The organism is Nocardia sp. TBRC8007 (assembly GCF_056629435.1).
Genome location: NZ_JBWSOR010000001.1, coordinates 567,592 through 588,527, shown reverse-complemented (window position 1 = coordinate 588,527; position 20,936 = coordinate 567,592). Strand labels below are relative to the sequence as shown.

Annotated in this window: 16 protein-coding genes; 3 read left to right on the top strand and 13 right to left on the bottom strand. The window is 63.6% G+C overall.

Features of this window, described 5'->3' with window-relative positions; translation table 11 throughout:
- Window positions 1–2 precede the first annotated feature (2 nt).
- The 3 genes from argJ to ACX4ZE_RS02560 all read right to left on the bottom strand — a co-directional run bounded on the left by argJ (window position 3) and on the right by ACX4ZE_RS02560 (window position 5,600).
- Window positions 3–1,220: a bifunctional glutamate N-acetyltransferase/amino-acid acetyltransferase ArgJ gene (gene argJ, locus ACX4ZE_RS02570; RefSeq protein ID WP_480271597.1), complete on the bottom strand. Its 1,218-nt coding sequence runs from the start codon at window positions 1,218–1,220 to the stop codon at window positions 3–5.
- Window positions 1,217–2,290 (bottom strand): N-acetyl-gamma-glutamyl-phosphate reductase, encoded by a 1,074-nt coding sequence (argC, locus tag ACX4ZE_RS02565; protein WP_480271596.1) that lies wholly within the window; start codon window positions 2,288–2,290, stop codon window positions 1,217–1,219. The genes argJ and argC overlap by 4 nt, the downstream gene beginning before the upstream one ends.
- A gap of 178 nt (window positions 2,291–2,468) precedes the next feature.
- On the bottom strand, window positions 2,469–5,600 hold the full coding sequence (locus ACX4ZE_RS02560) for a thioester reductase domain-containing protein (RefSeq protein WP_480271595.1): 3,132 nt from the start codon (window positions 5,598–5,600) through the stop codon (window positions 2,469–2,471).
- Between the two features lie 278 nt (window positions 5,601–5,878).
- On the opposite strand from ACX4ZE_RS02560, the gene ACX4ZE_RS02555 reads away from it, so the two are divergent.
- On the top strand, window positions 5,879–6,052 hold the full coding sequence (locus ACX4ZE_RS02555; protein WP_480271594.1) for a transposase: 174 nt from the start codon (window positions 5,879–5,881) through the stop codon (window positions 6,050–6,052).
- Between the two features lie 72 nt (window positions 6,053–6,124).
- Here the strand turns inward: ACX4ZE_RS02555 and ACX4ZE_RS02550 are convergent, their stop codons facing one another.
- The 10 genes from ACX4ZE_RS02550 to infC all read right to left on the bottom strand — a co-directional run bounded on the left by ACX4ZE_RS02550 (window position 6,125) and on the right by infC (window position 19,174).
- Window positions 6,125–7,420, bottom strand: coding sequence for a type III PLP-dependent enzyme domain-containing protein (locus tag ACX4ZE_RS02550; protein WP_480271664.1), 1,296 nt, complete (start codon window positions 7,418–7,420; stop codon window positions 6,125–6,127).
- A gap of 194 nt (window positions 7,421–7,614) precedes the next feature.
- The gene (gene ppc, locus ACX4ZE_RS02545; RefSeq protein WP_480271663.1) at window positions 7,615–10,368 is read right to left on the bottom strand and encodes a phosphoenolpyruvate carboxylase; all 2,754 of its coding nucleotides are present in this window, start codon (window positions 10,366–10,368) and stop codon (window positions 7,615–7,617) included.
- A 127-nt stretch (window positions 10,369–10,495) separates the two neighbouring features.
- Window positions 10,496–11,518, bottom strand: a complete 1,023-nt coding sequence (locus ACX4ZE_RS02540; protein ID WP_480271593.1) for a hypothetical protein — start codon at window positions 11,516–11,518, stop codon at window positions 10,496–10,498.
- A 561-nt stretch (window positions 11,519–12,079) separates the two neighbouring features.
- Window positions 12,080–12,847, bottom strand: a complete 768-nt coding sequence (locus tag ACX4ZE_RS02535) for an alpha/beta hydrolase (RefSeq protein WP_480271592.1) — start codon at window positions 12,845–12,847, stop codon at window positions 12,080–12,082.
- 177 nt (window positions 12,848–13,024) lie between these two features.
- Entirely contained in the window at window positions 13,025–15,550 is a 2,526-nt protein-coding gene (gene pheT / locus ACX4ZE_RS02530; RefSeq protein ID WP_480271591.1) for a phenylalanine--tRNA ligase subunit beta, read from the bottom strand.
- 33 nt (window positions 15,551–15,583) lie between these two features.
- A complete protein-coding gene (gene pheS / locus ACX4ZE_RS02525) occupies window positions 15,584–16,645 on the bottom strand; it encodes a phenylalanine--tRNA ligase subunit alpha (protein WP_480271590.1) in 1,062 nt (353 codons plus the stop codon).
- A 207-nt stretch (window positions 16,646–16,852) separates the two neighbouring features.
- Window positions 16,853–17,656: a TrmH family RNA methyltransferase gene (locus ACX4ZE_RS02520; protein WP_480271662.1), complete on the bottom strand. Its 804-nt coding sequence runs from the start codon at window positions 17,654–17,656 to the stop codon at window positions 16,853–16,855.
- Window positions 17,657–17,782: 126 nt separating this feature from the next.
- Window positions 17,783–18,163 (bottom strand): 50S ribosomal protein L20, encoded by a 381-nt coding sequence (rplT, locus tag ACX4ZE_RS02515; RefSeq protein WP_039797323.1) that lies wholly within the window; start codon window positions 18,161–18,163, stop codon window positions 17,783–17,785.
- Window positions 18,164–18,277: 114 nt separating this feature from the next.
- Entirely contained in the window at window positions 18,278–18,472 is a 195-nt protein-coding gene (gene rpmI / locus ACX4ZE_RS02510) for a 50S ribosomal protein L35 (RefSeq protein ID WP_480271589.1), read from the bottom strand.
- A gap of 54 nt (window positions 18,473–18,526) precedes the next feature.
- A complete protein-coding gene (gene infC / locus ACX4ZE_RS02505) occupies window positions 18,527–19,174 on the bottom strand; it encodes a translation initiation factor IF-3 (RefSeq protein ID WP_480271588.1) in 648 nt (215 codons plus the stop codon).
- Between the two features lie 495 nt (window positions 19,175–19,669).
- Between infC and ACX4ZE_RS02500 the strand changes: the two genes are divergently transcribed.
- Window positions 19,670–20,011, top strand: coding sequence for a DUF1844 domain-containing protein (locus tag ACX4ZE_RS02500; protein ID WP_480271587.1), 342 nt, complete (start codon window positions 19,670–19,672; stop codon window positions 20,009–20,011).
- Window positions 20,012–20,164: 153 nt separating this feature from the next.
- On the top strand, window positions 20,165–20,875 hold the full coding sequence (locus ACX4ZE_RS02495) for an alpha/beta fold hydrolase (RefSeq protein WP_480271586.1): 711 nt from the start codon (window positions 20,165–20,167) through the stop codon (window positions 20,873–20,875).
- Window positions 20,876–20,936 lie beyond the last annotated feature (61 nt).

Sequence of the window (20,936 nt, the reverse complement as noted above, 5' to 3'; positions counted from 1 at the left end):
GTTCATGAGCTGTACGCCGAGTTCTCTTCGACATACCCGTGCGAGAGGTCCGTAGTACGGATGGTCGCGCGCGCGGAGCCGACATTCAGGTCGATCAGCACATCGATATCACTGCCTGACAAGTCCACCTCTCGGGCACCCGGCGCTCCGATGCCATCGATGCACACCGGTTTTCCGTTGAACGACACCGAAATCCGGTCTGCCTCCAGCGTGATCGGAGCCATACCCACCGCCGCAAGTACCCGACCCCAGTTCGGGTCGGAGCCGAACAGGGCCGTCTTGACCAGGCTGTCGCGGGCGACGGTACGCGCCGCGGTCACCGCCTCGTCTGCGCTGACCGCGCCCGCCACAGTGACCAGCACCCGCTTGGTGACGCCCTCGGCATCAGCCATCAGCTGTGCGGCCAAATCGTCACACACCGCGAATACAGCGGCATCGAGTTCCTCCTGGCTAGGAGTGACCCCGCTGGCGCCGTTGGCCAGCAGCAACACGGTGTCGTTGGTGGAGCAGGAGCCATCGACGTCGAGCCGGTCGAAGGTACTCGCGGTAGCGGCGCGCAAGGCGCGATCGAGCCGGTCGGCGGTGACCACAGCGTCAGTGGTGAGCACCACCAACATGGTGGCCAGCGATGGGGCCAGCATGCCAGCACCCTTGGCCATACCACCGACGTTCCACTTGTCCTTGTGGTGGAATGCCGCTTCTTTGGGCACGGTGTCGGTGGTCATGATGGCGCGAGCGGCTTCGGTGCCGCCAGAGAGGCCGCCTGCCATCTCGTGCACGATCTCGGTGATCGCGGGGATCAGCGTAGCCATCGGAAGCCGGTCGCCGATCAGCCCGGTCGAACAGACCGCGATCTCCCCCGCGCCGGTCTCCGTACCCCAGTTGCTCAGCGCGGCGGCGAGTTCCTCCGCGGTCTTGTGCGTGTCCTGGAATCCGCCAGGACCGGTGCAGGCATTGGCACCGCCAGAGTTCAAGATCACCGCGCGCAGCCGCTTGCCGGTGAGCACCTGCTGTGACCACAGCACCGGAGCCGCCTTCACCTTGTTACGGGTGAATACGCCTGCGGCCGGGTACTCGGGGCCCTCATTGAACACTAGCGCGAGGTCCGGCTTGCCGCCTGCCTTGATGCCCGCAGCGATACCCGCCGCGCGGAAGCCGAGCGGCGCGGTCACACCTTGGGTCCGGACCAACTTGCCGATCGCGATATCGGTTGCCGTCACGGTGCTACTCCTACAGTGGAAAGTCCTGCGGTCTCGTCGAATCCGAGGGCCAGGTTCATCGATTGCACTGCGGCTCCCGCCGTTCCCTTGGTCAAGTTATCGATCGCGCCGATCACCACCAGCAATCCCGCGGCGGCATCCACCGCGACCTGCAGGGCAACCGAATTGGAACCGAGCACAGAACCAGTCTGCGGCAGCACCCCTTCCGGCAGCAGGTGCACGAAAGGTTCATCCGCATAAGCTTTCTCGTAGACCGCACGCGCCTGCGCGGTATCCACGCCGGTCGGCGCGGTGCAGGTGGCGAGGATACCGCGCGGCATCGGTGCGAGCACCGGGGTAAACGACACCGCGACGTCCGCGCCACCCACCACAGTCAAGTTCTGCGCGATCTCCGGAGTGTGTCGGTGCGCGCCCGCGATGCCGTAAGCACGCGCCGAGCCCATCACCTCCGATCCCAGCAGCGCCACATCCAGCTTGCGACCCGCTCCCGAGGTGCCGCTGACCGCGACCACCTGCACGGAGGGCTGCACGATGCCCGCAGCCAAGGCAGGGGCCAGAGCGAGACTGGCCACGGTCGGGTAACACCCGGGGACCGCGATCCGGGTCGCACCACACAGTTTCTCCCGGCCACCAGGCAACTCGGGCAGGCCGTAAGGCCAGCTGCCCGCATGCGGGCTACCGTAATATTTCTCCCACACTTCGGGGTCGGTGAGCCGGAAATCGGCGCCGCAATCGATGATCACCGTGGAATCGGGCAGCTGCGCGGCGATGGCCGCGGACTGGCCGTGCGGCAGGCCGAGAAAGACTACATCGTGCCCGGCCAATTCGGCGACCGTAGTCGGCGCCAGCACCCGTTCGGCCAGCGGCAGCAGATGCGGCTGCAACTCCCCCAGCGTGGTTCCGGTGTTGCTTCCCGCGGTCAGCGCCCCGATGACGAGGCGCCCGGTTCGATAGGCCGGATGCCCCAGCATCAGGCGCAACACTTCACCGCCCGCATACCCGCTGGCGCCGGCCACCGCTACTCGCACGACCGGCCCGGACGAGTGGAGCGCATCCGAGGAATCAACCATGCGATGATTATGCATGACTATGCAATCTCATTCACACCCTGGGTGGCCCCGGCCGACAGCAGGACCATCTCTTGACACGAACAAGTCTCCTTCGATGACTTCGTAGCCAAGAGTCGAGCAAACCGACTCCGTAGAACCGGGGGCACATCAACGCGCCACTAAATAAACGGTATCGAGGCTAGGGCATGAAAGTCTTGACAGGAAAACTCCACCTCTGCTCATAGTATTCGAGATACTTACCTATGATCCGGTCATCGAGCGGAGGGCACTCTATTCCGCTCCCCGCCAGCGCCTGTTGCATACACTTCGACTCATAGATCGGCCATTTCGGACTCTCGGTAACCGAATCGAAGAACGCGAACAGCGGATACAGCGAGTTCGAATCGGTGGAATTCAGCAAAGCCGGCCGCCATACGCTCTTGTACGGCACCGCGGTCACCGGATATCCGAACGAATTGAGGGTTTCGTACACAGAATCCGTATGAATGCCCACCGGATTGACAATATGATATGCCCCCTCGTTCGAGGGCTTGTTGAGCGCCAAGTAGACCATGGCACGGGCAACAAAGTCCACAGGGGCGACCTGTATACCTCCGTTGATATCGGGACCCATCCCCATTTGCAGAATACTCACTATGACCCGGTCGATCAGCGAATCATCCGCGCACCTGCCGGTCACGCTGTCACCACCCGTGATACCGAGCCGGAGGATCGTCACGGGGATGCCCCTCGTGCGGGCGTTCGACATCATCGCTTCGCTGATCCACTTGCTCTGTGTGTAGCCCTTGGGAAGCAGTTCGACATCAATGGGTGTCATCGTCTCGTTCATCTCTTGCGAGAAGGAATCGGAGTCGAATACCCCTACGGTCGACGAGTGGAAGATGTCTTTCACCCCGCCGATGGCAGCCAGCTCGATAACCTCTCGTGTTCCAAGGACATTCGGGGAGCGTAGCCGCTCGTACTGATGCAGGAAGTTGACGCGGGCACCATTATGGAATATCGAGTCGATACGTTCCGCGAGCTCCACGAAAGACCGTTCGCCCAGGCCCAATCTCGGTAGACTCAGGTCCCCGACGACTGGGACGATACGCGATTCGACAGCGGCATCCCACCTTCCGCAGCGGAGTAGGTCCCCCATGATCCGCGCCTTTCCACGCTCGGAGGACTCCGCGCGTATCAGGCAGTACAGCGTTGAATTAGTCTGCTTCATCAGCTCGGAGATCAAATATGGTCCGATATTGCCGGTGCAACCGGTCACGAAGATCGCGCCCCGAGACCCAGGAAGGCACCGAAGGACACCCGGCGGCAGCGTCGGTGCGAAAGTCGCGTCCTCCGCCAGTAGCGCAGACCTGGAGTCTGCCGCGGCGTACGATGACCCGTCATCGGTGAGTTGTGTCAGGAAGTTCGCCAGCATATAAGCTGAGGGGTAGTCGTACAGTGCGCGAAGCGGAATGGCGATCTCGAACTCTTGACGCAGACTTCGAATCGCATCCGCAGCAATGATGGAGTCGCCACCGAGATCGGCGAAGAAGTCCGCGTGCGGATCCACGTCGCCGGCTTCGAACAGATTCTTCAGGATGCTGCAGACGAGCGCGACAACCCCACTTTTCTCAGAAATCACCCCTTGCTTCGACAGCCCGTTCTCGACATGCTTCGACCATTTGCCGGCTTCGTACATCTCCCGACACATGAATCGGCGAATTTTTCCGCTGGACGTCTTCGGGATATCACGCGGCGGAACCAGCACCACATCATAGGGCGCAATACCATAGTTTCGAGCTATAGCGGCCCGAATGGCCCGTGTTATACCGCTGTCGCTCGTCGACTTCGATTCGACCAGTATAATCAGGCGCTCAGTGCCGTCCACTTCTGAGCTGAAGGCCGCGACACCCCCGCCACGAATGGCGGTGTGACTCGCCTTCGCCGTAGCTTCGATGTCTTCGGGATGCAGATTTCGTCCGCGGAGGACCAGCAGATCCTTGGTCCGTCCCGTGACGTAGAGCTCATTGTCCTGCTTGAAGCCCATATCTCCGGTACGAAGATATGGGCCTACTCCCGTTGCGAGGTATGCGTCGAATCCCTCTCCGGATTCACCCCGGTCCCAATAGCCGGAGGTAATGCTCGGGCCACGAGCCCAGATCTCACCGACCTCGCCGCCGGCGGCTTCACGACCGGATTCACCGTCGACGACGACAACCTCCATGTCACCGATCGGCTCACCACAGCTGACATGCTCTGTAGCATTGGGGTCATCGGGTAGTGCAAAGCTTTTCAAGCCACTGTGGCTCACCCTAGAACCGGTAACGATGAGTGTCGATTCAGCGAGCCCGTAACAGGGGAAGAATGCGGCCGGGTCGAAACCGGCGCGCCCGAACTTCTGCGAGAAAGCCTCGAGGGTTCGCTGCTGTATTCTTTCCGCGCCGTTGTAGGCAAAAGACCAACTGGAAAGATCCAGTTCATCCACTTCGTGATCCGAGATCCGCTTCACGCACAGTTCGTATCCGAAATTCGGCCCACCCGAATGAGTCGCACGGGTTCTGCTTATTTCCGACAACCATCGGAATGGTTCCTGCAGGAAGTCGAGTGGAGACATGAGGGTCACCGAACCACCGAAGTACAGCGGTTCCAGAATCATACCGATAAGGCCCATGTCATGGTAGAGCGGCAGCCAGCTCACCACGATACCGGTATCTGGATCCGGCCGTCCGGCCCGAATCCAGATCTGATTCGCATTATGCAGCAGGTTGTCGTGAGACACGACGACGCCTTTGGGATTCGAGGTGGACCCAGAGGTGTACTGCAAGAAGGCGACCCGCCCCGAATCGACCGGCCGGAAGTCCGACAGGGTACTAACCGATCGGCGAATCCTATCCGTGCCGACCACCCGGATGACACCCGTCGCCGTCTTGTGTCGATTGATCAGTTGCGAAACGGACTCCTCGAATAACGACAACGTGAGCACTATTGTGGGTTTGCAATCCTCGATAACGTTCATGATATGAACCGAGGATATGTCGGGACGCGCAACATCCGGTGGATAGACGGGTACCGGGATGGCACCTGCGAACATCGCGCCGATAAAGGCCCCGCAGAAATCCAGCCCCGGCGGATACACCAACAGGACACGATTACCCGGCGTTATGATCGGTCTCAGTTCTTCGGCAACTGCGACAGCGTATGCACCGAGGTCCTCGTATCGCCATTCTACGGATGAGGAATTGTCATAAGAAGCCATCCGCAGCGCGGTCTTACCGGTGCGCTGGTGAATCCTATCCAATAAGACCGTCGAAAAAGAAGAACTCTCAGACATGTGCCCTCCCAAATTGCCATGAAGTCTATCACTTCAAGTCGACTCCGCCAACACAAAATGCGTGACGCCCGACAAGCAATGCGCATCGATTACTTGGCGAACTAGGGCCTGTATCGAGACCTAGGGCCTGTATCGAAGTAGTTGATGGGATGGCACCGTTACGTAGTGCCATCCCATCAATAGTTTTTGAAAGGCATTGTCCGCGTTGGCAGATTGGCGAGATCTCCGGTAAGTGGGTTGAACGACCAAACACAACCCCGAGACAAACCGGAGACCTCATGACCGCAGTAATGGTGGCGGGGCGCGCGGATCTGACCGTCGCTCAATGGGCGAGGCTGGAACCGCTGCTACCACACGGCGGAAAGACCGGACGCCCGCTCGAACACTGCGACATCCCCGCCGGATCTGTTGGTCCGCGCACTGATCGGTGGCGCAGCGGCAAACGGCAATGAGCCTGCGATCGCTGCCACGCACTCGGCTATGACCATATACTCCGGCTTCAGGTCCCCGCTATTGGGTGCGTGTCAGAAGAAGGTGTGCAGGAAGTCGACTACCCGCGGAACCTGGGCATCGGAGGCATCGATCATCGGGATGAGCCGCCACTTGTCGAAAGCGGTGCACGGATGGGACAGACCGAGACGCACGACCGCGCCGATCGGCAGCTCCGCCGCGCCATCGCCCGGCAACCGAAGGAAGGCATGCTGGTCATTGAGCGCCGAAACCGTCGCACCAGCGGGCAGCGCACCGGCGGCTCCGGCGACACGCTGTGGAACCGGAAGACCTGCGTCGAAGGGCAGATCGCGCCTGCCGGCATCCAGCAGGGCGAGACCGGGCTCCGGACGGGAAAGCGTCCGTGCCCATCCGTGCATAGCCGAACGCAGCGGATTCGCCCTGTGCTGCTGAGCCAACGGCGACATGCTCGCGTAGAAGCCGTCGTCATGGACGATGTACGCCCCCGAGCGCAGCACGACGGTGGTCGCGACACCACGGGCGCCGTGCTCGTCGGCGAGCGGGGCTAGATAGTCGACCGCCAGATCCGGGTAGGCGCTGCCGCCCGCGGTGATGATCGCTGTGTCGCGGTATCGCCCGGCCTCCGCGAGCTCCCGATGCAGACGGGCGAGTTCGCCGAGATAATCACCTACCTCACGAAGACCGTCCTGGGTGCGATCGTGCGCCAACGCACCCTCGTAACCGCCCACCCCAGCCAGCGTCAACCGGGAAGCCTCATCGATCGCTCGAGCCACGGCATGCGCCTGTTCGACTGTACGTGCGCCGGTACGGCCACCGGGCCTGCCGAGTTCCACCAGCACGCGAAGGCGTCCGGTCCCTGGTGCGGCGCACAGGTGCGCATCCATCAGCGCGACCGTCTCGACGCTGTCGGCCCAACAGATGAACTCGAAGGACTGGTCGTGTGCCACTTCCGCTGCTACCCAGCGCAAGCCGACCGGATCGACCAACGCATTGGCCAACAACACCCGCGAGACGCCGAAGGCGCGCGCCACCTGCGTCTGCCAGATGGTGGCCAGAGTGATCCCCCATGCGCCCGCAGCCAGCTGGTCGGCCCACAGCCGAGGAGCCATTGTGGTCTTGCCGTGTGGTGCCAACCGGACGCCCGCCTCGCGCACCCAGTTGGCCATAACCTCGATATTCGTCCCGACAACCGTACTGTCGACGGTCAGCACCGGCGTCTGCAGCTGCTCGAGAACTGGCCCGGTGGCAAGGAATTCTCGCACGGTGCGCCCCCAGGAAGCCGGCGGCATACCCTTGTGCTCGGGACCTATCACTCGATCCCCGAGCGCCGCTACAGCTGCTTTGTCGATCGTCACGGCATTCCCTGAGTCCGGTGTTCCTCGAGTACGGTGTCCTCCGCACGCAGTAGTGTTCGGCATCAGCACGGCGGATACCGAGGTCGGAGTGTAACCGATGGCGGCGCACGCCGCAGTGCTCGGATAAACTGGTCACGCACCCGGCTGGGATGCTGCCGGGTCGCTGTGCGCGGACCACGTTCGGCGGCTCAGCCGGAATTGCGCAGGGCGGTGGCCAGACCATTCATGGTCAGCAGTATCCCGCGCTTGACCAACTCAGAGTCGTCGCCTGCGCGCAGGCGGCGCAGCAGTCGCACTTGCATCTGGTTGAGCGGCTCCAGGTACGGGAAGCGATTGTGGATTGATTCCGCCAACGCGGGGTTGTCGGCGAGCAAGTGATCGTTGCCGGTGATCGCGGCGTGCATACGGATGGTGCGGGCGTGTTCGTCACGGATCATGCCGAAGATCTGTTCCCGCAACACCACATCGTCGACGAGTTCGGCGTACCTGGCGGCGATATCCAAGTCGCTCTTGGCCATCACCTGCGCCAGGTTGGACAGCACCGTCCGGAAGAATGGCCAGCGATGGTACAGATCCGTCAAGATCGCTAAACGCTGTATGTCGCCACCGATCCACTCTTCCAGTGCGGTGCCGGTGCCGTACCAGCCCGGCAGCATCACCCGCGCCTGGCTCCAGGACATCACCCACGGAATGGCGCGCAGGTCCGCGACCGAGTTCGTCGGCTTGCGCGAAGCGGGTCTGCTGCCGATGTTCAGGTCTCCGACCTCGGCGATCGGTGTGGACTGACGAAAGTACTCGACGAATCCTGGAGTTTCGTGCACCAGCAGCGCATACGCCGCGCGGGCGCGTGCCGCCAAGTCATCCATGATCTCGTAAGAAGGCTCCGCGTCGGCGCCGAGGCCCTCCATGTCCAGTAGGGTCGACTCCAACGTGCCTGCGAGCAGTGATTCCAGATTACGGTGCGCCGCACCGGGTTCGGCGTACTTGGCCGCGATCACCTCCCCCTGCTCGGTGAGCCGCAACGAGCCGCGAACCGCACCTGCGGGCTGGGCTAGAATCGCGTCATAACTGCGCCCACCGCCGCGGCCGACCGTGCCACCACGTCCGTGGAACAACCTCAGCCGGATTCCGGTCGTGCGGGCCACCTCGACCAGATCCAGCTCCGCCCGGTACAGCGCCCAGTTCGCGGCCAAGTACCCCCCATCCTTGTTGGAGTCGGAGTACCCGAGCATCACCTCTTGACGCATCCCCTGCGCCGTCACCAACTCTCGATACACGGGAACATCGAGTGCCGCGGCCAGAGTCGCCGCTCCGGCGCCCAGATCTTCGATAGTTTCGAACAGCGGCACGATACCCACCGAGCAGCTCGGCGGCTCATTCGGCTCTCCCGGATCGAGCAGTCCGCCCTCCTTCAGTAGCAGGGCGGCCTCGAGCAGGTCACTGACCGAAGTGCACATGCTGATGATGTAGTTCGGCACCGCCTCCGCGCCGAACGCGTCTACGATGTCCCGTGCGGCACGAACGATGTCGAGTTCTTCCGTGGTGAGTTCACTCAACCGCGCGTGCGGACCGAGCAGCGGACGACGGGTGCGCAGCTCTGCCGCGAGCAACTCCACCCGCCGCGCTTCCGGCAGAGCCGCGTAATCCGGGTGCACCCCGGCCCAGGCCAGCAGCTCTGCGGCCACGTGTTCGTGCACTTCGGAATTCTGCCGCATATCCAGCCCCTGCAAGTGGAAGCCGAAGGTTTCCAGGGCGTGACGCAAGGTGGCGAGGCGATCATCGGCGAGTAAGCCGTCTCCACTGTCGCGCAGCGAGGCGTCCACGGCATCGAGGTCGTCCAGGACTGCCTGTGGCGTCGGATAAGGCCGGGCCTCGGCGGCCAGGTCACCCGGCAGGGCTTCCCCGAGCGCAACGCGGGCGGTGGTGGTCAGCCGGACGCGGATGTGATGCAGCGCGCGACGATACGGCTCATCGGCGTGCACGGTCGGATCGGAGTACCCAGTCGCTGCGAGCGCGGCCACTTCGGGCGTCACCGTAACCAGTCGGGCCGACAGGGCCAGCGTCTTCTCCAGCTCCACCAGCTCGCGCAGGTAATGTTCGAAAGCAACGCCTGCGGCACGATGGGCGGCCTGCCGTACCACGTCCGCGGTGACGTACGGGTTTCCGTCCCGATCGCCGCCGATCCACGAACCAGGACGCAGGATCGGGCGCGGCAGCAACTGGGCATCCGGCCAGCGGGCGCGTAATGCGGCACGCACCTGGGCGTTGATCGCCGGGATCACCTCGAACAGGGTGAGGTCGTAGTAGCGCAGGCCCACCGAGATCTCGTCCTGGATCCGTAAGCGGGCCAACCTGATCAGTGCAGTTCGCCACAGACTGAGCACCTGCTTGCGGATCTGCAGTTCCAGCTCGGCGCGATCGCTTCCGACATAGCGCTGACGCAAGCGCATCAGCTCGGTGATCCGGGCCTGCGCATCGAAAACAGTACGGCGGCGGGTCTCCGTCGGGTGGGCGGTGATCACCGGCGACACCAGCGCATCGGCCAGCAGATCCCGGACCCGGTTCCCGTCCAGTGCCGCCGCGTCCAGCTTGCGGTAGGTTGCCGCGAGCGAGGAATCCTGTGACGGTTCCCCGGCCGCCTCATGTGCGGCGCGACGCCGGTCGCGCTGGATGTCCTCGGCCAAGTTGGCCAGCAAGACAAAATAGCTGAACGCGCGGATGAGCGGGAGGGCCACTGTGATATCCACCCCGTCCAGCATCTGCGCGACAGCGCTGCGTCCGACCTCCTCGCGACGCACCCGAAACGCCTCGATGCGTACCCGCTCGATGAGGTCGAAGACCTCAGGGCCCTCATGATCCTGGATGATGTCGCCGAGCACGCCGCCGAGGAACCGGATGTCGTCACGCAGCGGCCTGGTAGCGTCCTGCGCCGTGTCGATCATCGATTCGCCCATGATCAGACACTATTGCGCTGCGGCAGGCACGGGTATGCGACACAGCCCACACCGGCGATGGAATCGATGTATCAGATCGTAGCCGACCCCCGCGATCACCCAGCGCTGCGATGATCTACTTCCCGGCGAGAATGTCGAGCACGGTGCCTGAAGTATAGAAGGGGGCGAGGCGCTCGCGAATCAGAGTAGCCAGGACACCCTCGCGCTTCGCGCCTTCGATGACCGCCGGTCCGTAACGCACGATCTCCCTCATGATATCGGCACCACTGAGCCCGAGTTCTGGCAGTAAGGCCGCCAGTGTGTAATCACCGTATTTGGTGAAGAACACCTCGACGCACTCGTCCACGAGCAGGCCGAAGTACTCCTTCTCTCTGGTGGTGACAGCGATTTCGTAGCACAGAAGCACCAACTCGTTGAGATCCTTCTGGGTGAGGTACTCACGCAGTCCGCTCACCGGTTCGTCGGCGTGCAGATCCCAGAACTCCATCGCGGCGTCGTGCACCGGGGCGTCACGCAACATCTCACGAATCGCGTTATTGGTGCGCTTGAGCGCGAACAACGCACCCTTACCCGCCAGATCGCCCACAAACGTTCCGTCGGCGACCTTCTTCGCGCGCGTGGCCGCGGACTGCCCCAGCGACATGAGCGAGGAGACACCGGGGATCTTCTCGGCACGTTCCCGGTTGGCTTGTACGAAGTCATTGATCAACTTGTCCACGAACTTAGAGGCGACGGTGGCGATCAGCGGACTCTCGGTGAGCCGGTCCAACAGACGCTCCTGCGTCTGATGCATGCCGACAAGCTTCTCCAGCAGTGCCTCCACCGGCTCACGGTCGACCACTTCACCGAGCGTGTAGTCGTGATCGGCGGCGATGCGATCGTAGATGGTATCGGCGAACACCCCGACCATATCGGCGAGCACCGGGCTGCCACCGATCAGCTCGATAACGGTACGGATGGTCTCTTTGGCCTGCTCGATCTCGACGGTATCCCGGAAGACAAGGGTGTCTGCGACCCCGAGCACAGCTTCGGTATCTCGCACGATCACCTCGGTGAAGCGCTCTCCGGTTACTTCGGCAAGCAGGAATTCCACTTGGGCATCCAGCAGCCGTTCGGCAATTTCACGCGGCTCACTCATCGAGTTCCACCCTCATCGCAGTCGTAGTCCGACACCTGACCGAATTGCCACTGATATAGGTCGATACCGTTGCCGCACAACGATTTCTGGTTCGGTCCAGGCGCTCGCGCGCGACTTTCTCACGCGCATCGCTGTGGTCGTCCGTATTCCGGCCCGCCGACATTCGCCGGTCGAGTTCGCCCCTTCCCCGCACGGCGCCGAAATACTGCTCGACCCTATCGTGAACCGGCCGAAAAGGAGTGCCGACCGAGGGACAACCGCCACCGCGCACGGCCGGCCTGGAAGTACCTGATGACGGTATCGGCAGCTCTGCCTCCGTGAACAAGCCATAGACCTGCCCGGACTATCTCCGTTATCTGCCTGCGCCACGAGGCGGTCGCCACAGGAGTGTCGGGAGTCATAATAGGAGAAGCAGTTGTATCACTCATGTGGGGCGGTGCCACGCCACTGGCCGGGTACTCGACGACCCGATCGATTCGATACCGACCTGCCCGGACGATCTGTCTTCTACAGCACCACTGGTGTCACCACCGCCGCCAGGTCGAGGATGCGTAGCGTTGTTCATTGCCGAACGAGGGCGCCGGCCCAATCGCGCACGAGGTTGAACCAAGCCGAACCACCTACGATGAACAGGTCGCTATGCCCCGCGCCAGGGAAGACAACCAGGCGCTTTGGCCGTTGCGCCGCAGCGTAGAGCCGTTCCGCATGCCATACCGGCAGCACTTCGTCCTGTTCACCATGCATGATCAGCACCGGGACACCCAGCATGCGGATACGACGCTCATTCGGGTAGGCATCCGGGATCAGCATTGCGAGCAGGAACGGATACCTGGAGCGCATCATATCGCGAATGCTGGTGAAAGCGGACATCAACATCAACCCGGTCGGTGGGTGTTGCTGCGCCAGCTCGAGCGCGACTCCGCAGCCGAGCGATTCGCCCAAGAAGAGCACTCGCTCAGAATCGGTTCCAGGTTGCTTCAGCAACGCCGCGTGGGCCGCGTGGGCATCGAGATACGTACCGCGCTCAGTAGGCCTTCCGGTGCTGCGCCCGAAACCACGGTAATCGAAGGCCAGCACATCGAAACCTGCCTTGACGAGCAAGGCGAACAACGGCACCCAATCGCCGATATTGCCCCCTTTGCCATGCGTGAAAAGAATGTGCCCCATCGAATCCCGCGCAGGCATCCACCAGCCGTGCAGGGTTTCTCCGTCCGAGGTGATCAGTGACAAGTCGGTGTATTTCATACTGAGCAACGCCGGGGTCCGGGTCAGCTTCTGCTCCCGTTTGTAGGAAAGCGCATCGAAGAATGGACTGATCGGATGTCGCATACCCTCGTTCTTACTCCTGATCGATAGCAGAGGGCACGCCTCGACGAGCGACCTGCGCGACCGACGAGCATCCACAGCAGGAACGGATTGCCGCATGTGCATCGGGTCGCGGGAAACAGCGGACCGAACGATATCCACGCGACCACACCGGCCGCGCGGATACCGCAAGGGCGGCGATCAGCCGCGAAGTACCGCCCCGACGGACTCGGTCGCGACAGCGACGGCCGCGTCACGAGCCGCGCTGGCTTCGCCTTCGGTCAACGTCCGATCAGTTGCACGGAAGCGCAGAGCATAGGTGAGCGACTTGCGCCCCGCACCCGCCTGTTCGCCCTCGTATACGTCGAACAAAGCGATGTCTTCCAGCAACTCGCCGCCGCCTGCCCGCAGCGCGGATTCCACCGACGCGGCGGGAACCGTCTTCTCGACACTCACCGAGACATCCTGCAACACCGCGGGGAACGGCGACACGGTAGGAGCTGGCCGTGCTTCGCGCAGCGGCAATGCGTCCAGGTCGAGCTCTACGCCGCAGGTGCGCGGCGGCAAACCGGAACGTTCCAGCACCGCAGGGTGCAGTTCGCCGGCATATCCGACGACGATCCCCTCGCTCACCAGCTCGGCGCACCGACCAGGATGCCACGGCAATCGAGCGCCGGAGCGACGATCGATGGTCACGCCCGCCGCGTCCGCGACGGCATCGACGAGGGCGAAGGCATCGGCAGCTTCGACCAGACGGCCCGGCCCCCATGGCCCGCGCGGTTCGCGATGTCCGGTCAGAACGGCGGCCACATGCACCGGTTGTGCCGGGAGCGAGTCGAGCAGCTCCGCGATCTGAGCGTCAGTAGGGCGACGATCCACCGGCAGCGCTTCCACCGTCCTGGTGTCGGGCCCGGACAGCACGACCTGAGCTATACCATAGATAGCGAGGTCACGAGCGCCACGTGCGATGTTTCGGGCGGCGACCTCCAGCAGGCCGGGCAGCAGGGTAGTGGCCAGTTCGGCGCGTTCCACGTCGAGCGGATTCACTACCCGGGTGGTGACGCGACGCGGATCGTCGACAGCCAGCCCCCAAGTGTCGAATACGCCGGCAGGAAGAAATACCGGTGGCAAGACCTCCACACATCCAGCGAAGGCCAGCGCGCGGCTCACCGCACGGCGGCGGTGCTGCGTCGGGGTGAGGCCACGCCCCGCCGGGGCGGTGGGCAGCACAGACGGGATCTGTTCGAGCCCCTCCAGCCGCAACACCTCCTCCACCAGGTCGGCAGGACCAGCCAGATCGGGTCGCCAGCTCGGCGCGGTCACCACCAGCTGACCGTGTCCGGCCGTACTGACACCGACCTCGATGGCGCAGCCGACCTGGGCCAGCCGCCGGGCCGAGGTCCCGGTCGGGTAAGTTACACCCGCGACCCGGTCGGCCAGCTCGATATCCATCCGAATGGGCTCAGGCGCGGGGACCAGGACCCGGATATCGCTCAGCTCGGGCTCCACGGTTCCACCGGCGATCTCGGCGAGCAAGGTGGCCGCGCGGTCGAGCGCGGCGACGTTGATCTCCGGATCGACGACCCGCTCGTACCGCTTACCCGCCTCCGAAACCAGCTTGTGCCTGCGCGCGGTCCGATAGATCAGCAGCGGGTTCCAGGTGGCCGCCTCCAGCAGGATATCGGTGCTCTTCGCCCCTACCTCGGTGCTTGCCCCGCCCATCACACCGGCCAGTGAGATGATCCCGGACTCGTCGGCGATCACCACATCCTCGGCGGCGAGCACCCGCTCCACATCGTCCAGAGTCCGCAGGGTCTCCCCCTGGTTCGCGGTGCGGACCACCAAAGCACCCGACACCTTTGCCGCGTCGAAAGCGTGTAGCGGTTGCCCCAGCTCTAGCATGACGTAGTTGGTGACGTCGACTGCGGGCGAGATCGGACGCACACCCGAAAGCAGCAGCCTGCGCTGCAACCACCATGGACTGACCGCTTCCGGGTCGATGCCGGTGACCCGACGCGCCGCGAACCGAGTGCACCGAGAACTCGGCTCGACCCGGATCGCCCAAGCCTGTCGCTCGTGATCGGACAAAGTCCGCACGGCCGGGTCGGCGTAGTCGAGATCGAAACCACAGGCCAGCTCGCGCGCCAGTCCGCGCACCGAGAAACAATAGCCACGGTCGGGAGTTATATTCAGCTCGATGACGGTGTCGTCCAGACCGAGCAACTCATTGGCATCGGTGCCCGGCTCGGCGGTGCCCGGCTCCAGCACCAGGATGCCGGAATGGTCCTTGCCGATACCGAGTTCGGCGACCGAACAGATCATCCCGTGGGAGACACGGCCATAGGTCTTACGTGCGGCGATGCGGAATCCACCGGGCAGCACACCGCCGGGCAGCACCACGACCACCAGATCTCCGACGGCGAAATTCCGCGCGCCACATATGATCTCCTGCGGCTCGGGTTTACCGATATCCACCTTGCAGAAACGGATCGGTTTCTTGAACTCGGTCAGCTCGGTGATCTCGACGACCCGACCGACCACTAACGGCGGCTCGCCGCCCTGCTCCGCCTCGTCGCTCGCCGAACCCACTACTCGTGTCAGCGTTTCGACCTCTTCGACCTCCAGACCGACCCGGACGAATCCCGCGTCGAGTTCTTCCGGTGTCACCGACCATTCCGGGTTGGTGCGCTGGATGATTTCGGTTAGCCAGGACTGCGCTACTCGCACGTGACGTTTCGCTCTCTCGATCGAAGGGTGAGGTCAGGACTGGATACCGAAGGGCAGTGTGAAACGCACGTCGCCTTCGACGATATCGCGCATGTCCGGGATGCCGTTGCGGAACTGCAGCGTCCGTTCCAGGCCCATGCCGAACGCGAACCCACTGTAAGTCTCGGGATCGATCCCACTGGCAATCAGCACCTTCGGGTTCACCATGCCGCAGCCGCCCCATTCGACCCAGCCGGGACCACCTTTCTTGTCCGGAAACCACACATCGACCTCGGCAGAGGGCTCGGTGAATGGAAAGTAGTTGGGGCGCATGCGAGTCCGAGTCCGCGGCCCGAACAGCGCCCTGGCCAGCGCGTCCAAAGTGCCACGCAGATGCGCCATGGTCAGCCCCTTGTCCACCGCCAGTCCTTCGACCTGAGAGAACACCGGGGTGTGCGTAGCGTCCAGCTCGTCGGTGCGGAAAGTCCGGCCGGGGCAGGCCACATAGATCGGCAGATCACGTTCCAGCATCGAACGCACCTGCACCGGGGAGGTATGCGTACGCAGGACCTGTCGCGAACCCTCTGGCGCGATATGGAAGGTGTCCTGCATGGTGCGCGCCGGATGGTCGGGCAAGAAGTTCAGCGCATCGAAATTGAAGTGTTCGGTTTCCACTTCTGGTCCCTCAGCGATCTCCCAGCCCATCGCGACGAACACGTCGGCGATCTGCTCGGAGATGACCGTGATCGGATGTCTGGCGCCGACCGCCGCGCGCCGAGCGGGCAGCGTCACGTCGATAGTCTCGGCGAGCAGGACCGCGGTATCCCGCTCGGCCGACAATGTGGCGCGGCGAGCTTCGTACGCCTCGGCCACCCTGGACCTGGCGAGGTTGACCCGCTTGCCCGCGCCTGCCTTCTCCGACTTCGGCAGGCCGCCCAGCGCACGCTGGGCCAGGGCGAGCGGTGTCTTACCACCAAGATGGTCGGTCTTCGCGACCGCGAGCGCATCCAGGTCGGCAGCCGCGGCGAACGCCTTTTCGGCGGCTGCCGCGGCCGCGGCCAGTGCCTCCTCGGTCAGCACCGCGTTCTGCTCGCCTACGTCGATGTCGTCGGCCACGATACTCAGTCTCTCCCCTTGGGATCGGTTCGCGGGCACAGCTGTTTGCTGGTCCGCATTGCTGCTGGTCGCATCGTATTCGATGGGCCGGGAGCGGTTCACATGGATTGCCCGCCACGGTCATGGCAAGAAGCACGGAGTCGGAGCTGTTGTCCTGGGTTCAACTGTCCTGGGCTCAACTGTCCTGGGCTCGGCGCGGAGCATCGATCAGGAACCAGTGCGGTAGCGGACGTGGGAGTTCGCGTAAAGACAGATCGCCGCGGCGGTGGCCAGATTCAGGCTCTCGGCCCGGCCTCGGATCGGGATGCGAATGCGATGATCGGCACGGCACGCGACGGTAGGGGCGAGGCCGTGCGCCTCGCTGCCGAACAACCACGCGACCGGTCCAGCGAACAGCTCGTCGGCGTCGTCGAGATCGACTTCGCCGTTCGCCGCGGTCGCCAGGATCGTAAGGCCTGCCGCCGCGATCGAGTCCAGTGTCTGCCCGATATCCCGCTGTCGGGAAATCCGCACATGGAAGACGCTGCCCGCGCTGGCTCGCACACACTTGCCGTTGTGCGGGTCGACACTGTCGCCCGCAAGCACCACACCATCGACACCGACGGCGTCGGCGAGCCGGACGAGAGTTCCGGCATTGCCAGGCTCGGCCATCTCGACAGGAACGGCCAGCATGCGTGGCTTCGCGTCGAGTATGCGCCGGAGCGGAACGTCGAGCAGATCACAGACTGCCACCAATCCCGGCACCGTGACGGTTTCGCCGAGCTGCCGCGCCGCCCGATCACTGACCAACGTAGCGCGAATCCCCGCGGCGACCGCACCTGCGATCAGCGCGTGGTCACGCTCAGCGGCGGCCATCGAGTAGAACAGCTCATGCACATGCGCGGTGTCCAAAGCCGCGGCCACAGCATTGGCGCCTTCGGCGAGGAACCGTCCCACTTTGCGACGCTCCGTGCCGCGCTGCAGTTTGACAGCGGAAACGACCCGCGGATTACGCTCGCTGAGCGCCGCCACGGGTCGCTGCGACAACTGTCCGTGCGTCGACCGACCTGGTACCGATGATCGCCTGCTCATGATCGCGCCGCATCGGTGCTCGGCACTGTCATGCCACACGGACGTAATGCCCGCTGCGCATCGCACTCATGCGGCAGGCGCGTTGACATCCTGCGGCAGGGCGGCCTTGGCCACCGCGACGAGGCCGGCGAACGCCTCGGCATCCGACACCGCGAGCTCGGCGAGAATCTTGCGGTCCACCTCGACGCCCGCTGCCTTCAGGCCCTGGATGAAACGGTTGTAGGTGATGTCGTTGATCCGCGCCGCGGCATTGATCCGAGCGATCCACAGCTTGCGGAAGTCTCCTTTACGCGCCCGGCGATCCCGGTAGGCGTAGGTAAGCGAGTGCAGCTGCTGTTCCTTGGCTTTGCGGTACAGCCGCGAACGCTGGCCACGGTAGCCCTTGGATGCCTCGAGGATGGAACGGCGCTTCTTCTGAGCGTTGACGGCTCTTTTGACGCGTGCCACTGATCAGTCCTGTTCGATCTGGGGCGCGGACGGCGCCCGGAAATGGGTCGGGAGAAGTAGCGCGCCGGAGACGCTTCTGTCACGTCGTACCGGCCGGCCTGCGCAGCGGCGCAATCAGATGCCGAGCAGTTTCTTCACTCGGCGAACATCGGCGGCCGCGACGACCTCCGTGCCATCCAGGCGACGAGTCCGGCGGGTGGGCTTGTGCTCGAACAGATGGCGACGGTTCGCCTGCTGGCGCAGCAGTTTGCCTTTACCGGACACCTTGAATCGCTTCGAGGTGCCGCTGTGGCTCTTCATCTTCGGCATGGATTCCTCTATCTGTCGTCCCGGCGGTCGGGGCCGCCGTGTTCTGATCGGTGTTTACTGCGGGCCGGCCGTCTCGGCCTGCTCCGCTGCGGGCTTACCACCCGGTGCGGTGGCGGGCGCCTGGCGCGGGGCCGAATCCTGCTGCGCCTTGGCCCTGGTCTTCGCGCCCTTGTGTGGGGCGAGGACCATGGTCATATTGCGACCGTCCTGCTTGGCCGAGGTCTCCACGAACCCGAGATCGGCGACATCAGAGGCCAGCCGCTGTAGTAGCCGGAATCCGAGCTCGGGCCGGGACTGCTCACGCCCCCGGAACATGATTGTCACCTTGACCTTGGATCCGGCCTCGAGAAAGCGCACAACGTTGCGCTTCTTGGTCTCGTAGTCGTGGTCATCGATCTTCGGCCGGAGCTTCTGCTCCTTGATCACGGTCTGCTGCTGGTTCTTCCGAGACTCACGCGCTTTCTGCGCCGTCTCGTACTTGAATTTGCCGTAATCCATGATCTTGCAGACCGGCGGGCGGGCATCGGGTGCCACCTCGACCAGATCGAGGTCGGCTTCGAGGGCGACGCGTAGTGCATCTTCAACACGCACGATCCCAACCTGTTCGCCGCCGGGTCCGATGAGCCGGACCTCGGGAACACGGATGCGATCGTTGATGCGGGTCTCAGTGCTGATGGGGCCTCCTAGGTCAAGCGGTGTCATCGGACGACCGCACGCAATAACTGCAACCCCTGTTCAACACAGGGGCCCCGGTGCGGTATTCCACGCACGGGGCCCGATGTCGACCGATCACCGATCGCGAGTTACCGCGAATCATCTCTCACACGGCGGCCCTCCTGCGAGAACCCCGATACGAGAAACCCGCCTCATCGTACGGGTGACCGGACCGTTGACCCGTACGAGCATTCGTCGGCAACGGTGGGAGTCGGGCTCCACTTATCAGCCCTGGACAAGTCCAGGGCGGTCGTCAGCGGAGAGTCTAACATTCTCTTCGGCTATCGCCGAATCAGAACGGAATGGCTCTCGGTCACATCACGCGTGCGACCCCACTCGGTACGCGGGCCACCTTGGCTTTGATCACCGCAGTCTCTGATCACCGCACCAGGAACCGAGCGGACATGGAGCCGATAGGTAAGGCCACCCAGACTCTCCCGCCCACCGCTGAGTGTCTTAGCCGGCGTCGCTAGCCTGAAGGGCATGACCGACGAGCTCGACGCCTCAGTACGCGAACTGGCCGATATCCCCGCGGTCGAGGTGATCAGCCGCGCCTGTGTGATGTTGATGAGCTCGGCGGCGGAGAAACTCGGCTTGGCCGACGAAGAACCGGATACCAGCCCACGCCGTGATCTGGATGAGGCTCGGCGTGTGATCACGGCGCTGGCGGGGCTGGTGACGGCCTCGGTGGAGTACTTGGGCCCGCATGCCGGACCGATTCGTGAGGGCCTGCAATCGTTGCAGCGCGCCTTCCGTGAGACCTCAGCCCACCCTGACGAGCTGGGCAAAGGTCCTGGCGAGAAGTACACCGGCCCGGTTCATTGACCCACGGTGGCGATCGCAGCGCACGTTCTGCGGGCCTCCGAGCTACCGACGGCATACTCTTCACGGCGGCATTCCGGAATATTCCCTGTGTGTAGGGCGCAGTGAAACTGCGGGTAGGGCACGATAGAGTTCCGGGTAAGGCACAGTAAAGCTATGGCTACTCAGATTCTTCTCGCCCCCGGATTCTGGCTCGGCGCATGGGCGTGGGACGAAATCGTTCCCGTTTTGCGCAAGCATGGCCACGAGGTACAGGCACTCACTCTACCGGGCCTGGATGCCGCGGACCCCGACCGCTTGTCGGCGACTCTGGAAATCCAGGCACAGGCCATCATCGACGCGGTGCCGCCGAACGAAACCGTCGTGCTTGTCGCTCACTCCGGCGGCGCGGCGCCCGGCTATCTCGCCATCGACCGCAAACCCGATCTGTTCCGTCGGGCGATCTACGTCGACAGCGCGCCGCTTCCGAACGGTTTCGTCATCAACTCCGCGCTGGACATCGCCGTACGGGAGTGGCCGTTGCCGGAGTGGACCCGGCTGGAAGCCGAAGGCAACAGCTTGGCAGGGTTGGACGAGACAGTCTTGGCGCGCTTTCGGGAGCGTGCCGTGTCGCAGCCGGTATCCGTCGCCGCGGCACCGCTGCGATTGAGCGATTCACCTGCCCGGCTGACCGTTCCGACCACCGTGATCTGCAGCAGCATGACCGCCGAGCTGGTCAAGAAATTACGGGACGACACCGGTGCGGGAACCTTCGCCGAACTGGCGCGCATCGACGCCGAATATATCGACCTTCCTACCGGCCACTGGCCGATGTGGTCCAAACCGAAGGAACTCGCGGAGCTGATCCACACCATCGCCGACCGCTGATGCGCGGAAGACATGAGGAACGGAGGGCATGAAGAAGAGGGAAACCGGCGCGGTCCGCGCT

Coding starts and splice junctions, on each gene's coding strand:
- argC (WP_480271596.1), bottom strand. CDS start 2,290: ATGGTTGATTCCTCGGATGCGCTCCACTCGTCCGGGCCGGTCGTGCGA.
- ACX4ZE_RS02560 (WP_480271595.1), bottom strand. CDS start 5,600: ATGTCTGAGAGTTCTTCTTTTTCGACGGTCTTATTGGATAGGATTCAC.
- ACX4ZE_RS02555 (WP_480271594.1), top strand. CDS start 5,879: ATGACCGCAGTAATGGTGGCGGGGCGCGCGGATCTGACCGTCGCTCAA.
- ppc (WP_480271663.1), bottom strand. CDS start 10,368: ATGATCGACACGGCGCAGGACGCTACCAGGCCGCTGCGTGACGACATC.
- ACX4ZE_RS02540 (WP_480271593.1), bottom strand. CDS start 11,518: ATGAGTGAGCCGCGTGAAATTGCCGAACGGCTGCTGGATGCCCAAGTG.
- ACX4ZE_RS02535 (WP_480271592.1), bottom strand. CDS start 12,847: ATGCGACATCCGATCAGTCCATTCTTCGATGCGCTTTCCTACAAACGG.
- rpmI (WP_480271589.1), bottom strand. CDS start 18,472: ATGCCGAAGATGAAGAGCCACAGCGGCACCTCGAAGCGATTCAAGGTG.
- infC (WP_480271588.1), bottom strand. CDS start 19,174: ATGACACCGCTTGACCTAGGAGGCCCCATCAGCACTGAGACCCGCATC.
- ACX4ZE_RS02500 (WP_480271587.1), top strand. CDS start 19,670: ATGACCGACGAGCTCGACGCCTCAGTACGCGAACTGGCCGATATCCCC.
- ACX4ZE_RS02495 (WP_480271586.1), top strand. CDS start 20,165: ATGGCTACTCAGATTCTTCTCGCCCCCGGATTCTGGCTCGGCGCATGG.